The sequence below is a fragment of the Novosphingobium sp. 11B genome (genome assembly GCF_054589055.1).
In genome coordinates this window covers 1-2,610 of the sequence record NZ_BAAILP010000234.1, presented here as the reverse complement: position 1 = coordinate 2,610, position 2,610 = coordinate 1, and the positions used below count along the sequence as shown (strand labels likewise).

1 protein-coding gene and 2 pseudogenes are annotated in these 2,610 nt (G+C 68.9%); all 3 read left to right on the top strand.

The window, feature by feature from the left end; translation table 11 throughout:
• A pseudogene (locus tag ACYPYD_RS20680) lies at window positions 1–366 on the top strand (aldehyde dehydrogenase (NADP(+))); the annotation flags it as partial.
• A gap of 5 nt (window positions 367–371) precedes the next feature.
• Window positions 372–2,165, top strand: coding sequence for an IlvD/Edd family dehydratase (locus ACYPYD_RS20675; protein ID WP_459665229.1), 1,794 nt, complete (start codon window positions 372–374; stop codon window positions 2,163–2,165).
• Between the two features lie 108 nt (window positions 2,166–2,273).
• Window positions 2,274–2,610, top strand: a pseudogene (locus ACYPYD_RS20670) (fumarylacetoacetate hydrolase); the annotation flags it as partial.

Sequence of the window (2,610 nt, the reverse complement as noted above, 5' to 3'; positions counted from 1 at the left end):
GACATGGCCGAGGCGCTCAAGGTCATCGCCGCCCTCGAAGGCCAGCTCACCGCCACCCTGATCCTCGACGCCGAGGACGAGGCGGAGGCCGCGCTGCTGCTGCCGGTGCTGGAGCGCAAGGTTGGACGCATCCTCGTCAACGGCTGGCCGACGGGCGTCGAAGTGTGCCACGCGATGGTCCACGGCGGCCCGTTCCCCTCGACCTCGGACGGACGGACAACCTCGGTCGGCGCCTCGGCGATCGAGCGCTTCCTGCGCCCGGTGTGCTACCAGAACATGCCCTTCGCCCTGCTCCCCGAGGGCCTTCGCGACGGCAATCCGTGGAACGCCCCGCGCCGCATCGACGGCGTACTGAAGCTGGGTTGATGACGATGGACGCCCCAACGCAATCTCCTTCGAATTGCCGCTTCCGCTCGCAGGACTGGTTCGCCGATCCTGCGCGTTCGGACATGGTCGCGCTCTATCTGGAGCGCTTCATGAACTACGGCATCACGCCTGCGGAATTGCGCTCGGGGCGTCCGATCATCGGCATCGCGCAATCGGGCAGCGACCTGTCGCCCTGCAACCGCGTCCACCTCGACCTCGCCAAGCGGGTGCGCGACGGCATCCGGGACGCGGGCGGCATCGCGATGGAGTTCCCGGTCCATCCGATCTTCGAGAACTGCCGTCGCCCGACCGCCGCGCTCGATCGCAACCTCGCCTACATGGGGCTGGTCGAGATCCTCTACGGCTATCCCATCGATGCCGTGGTGCTCACCACCGGCTGCGACAAGACCACGCCTTCGCAGGTCATGGCCGCATCCACCGTGGACATCCCCGCGATCGTCCTGTCCGGCGGGCCGATGCTCGACGGCTGGCATGAGGGCGATCTGGTCGGTTCAGGTACCGTGATCTGGCGTAGCCGCCGCAAGTTGGCGGCCGGTGAGATCGACGAGGAGGAGTTCCTCCAGCGCGCCTGCGACAGCGCGCCCTCGGCCGGGCACTGCAACACTATGGGCACCGCCTCCACCATGAACGCGGTGGCCGAGGCGCTCGGCCTCTCGCTTCCCGGCTGCGCAGCGATCCCCGCCCCCTACCGCGAGCGCGGGCAGTACGCCTACGAAACCGGTCGCCGCATCGTCGAGATGGCGCACGAAGACCTCCGCCCCTCGCATATCCTGACGCGCGACAGCTTCCTCAACGCCATCCGCGTCGTCAGCGCGATCGGCGGGTCGAGCAACGCGCAGCCGCACATCATGGCGATGGCGCGCCATGCGGGCGTGGAACTCACCGCCTCGGACTGGACCGAGCACGGCTACGACCTGCCGCTGATCCTCGACATGCAGCCGGCCGGACGGTTCCTGGGCGAACGCTTCCACCGCGCGGGCGGCGTGCCCTCGATCATGTGGGAACTGCAGCAGGCGGGCGTGCTGGCGCAGGACTGCCTCACCGTCACCGGCGAGACGCTGGCCGCCAACCTCGAAGGCCGCGAAGCGCGCGACCGCGAGGTGATCCGCCACTTCGCCGAGCCGCTGCGCGAGAAGGCGGGCTTCCTCGTTCTGTCGGGCAACCTGTTCGACTTCGGCATCATGAAGACCTCAGTGATCTCCGCCGAGTTCAATGACCGCTACCTCTCGCGCCCCGGCTCGGAAGGCGTGTTCGAGGGCCGCGCCGTGGTGTTCGAAGGCGGCGACGACTACCACCACCGCATCAACGATCCCGCGCTGGAGATCGACGCCGACTGCATCCTCGTCATGCGCGGCGCCGGGCCGATGGGCTGGCCCGGTTCGGCCGAAGTGGTGAACATGCAGCCGCCCGACGCGCTCATCAAGGCGGGCGTGCAGTGGCTGCCGACGCTCGGCGACGGGCGCCAGTCGGGCACGTCCGACAGCCCCTCGATCCTCAACTGCTCGCCCGAGAGCGCGGCAGGCGGCGGCCTGTCATGGCTGCGCACCGGCGACATGATCCGCATCGACATCCGCGCAGGGCTCTGCAACGCGCTGGTCGATCCGGCCGAGATCGCTCGCCGCAAGGCCGAGGACGCCCCGCCACCCGTGCCGCAGAGCCATACCCCGTGGGAGGAACTCTTCCGCGAGAAGACCGGCCAGATGGCGGACGGCGCGGTCATGGACATGGCCGTGAAGTACCGTCGCATCGCCGAACGGACGCCGCGCCACAATCACTAACGCACCCAGCGGGGCCGGGTGGGCGGACGGCCCTTCCAGCCCCGTGTGATTGACATTGCATGGCAGTGTGATAGCGCTCCCATTACAGAACGAGAACGGATGCCCGACATGACCGATATCCTCTCCTCCCTTCCCGTGGACATGCTACCTTCCGATTGGCGCGAGGGCCTGTTCCTCGGCCGTCTCGACCTTGGGGAAGGCCCGACCCCCGTGCTGCTGCAGGGCGGCGTGGCCTACGACATGAGCGGCGCCGCGCCGACCGTGGCCGACCTCGTCGATGCAGGCGCCTTCGATCCCGCGCAGGGCAAGGCCCTTGGCACTGTCGAGGACGTTCTGGCCCGTGCCACCCTGCTCAGCCCGATCGACCTGCAGTGCGTGAAGGCGGCGGGCGTCACTTTCGCCGTCTCCGCGTTGGAGCGCGTGATCGAGGAACGCGCGCGCGGCG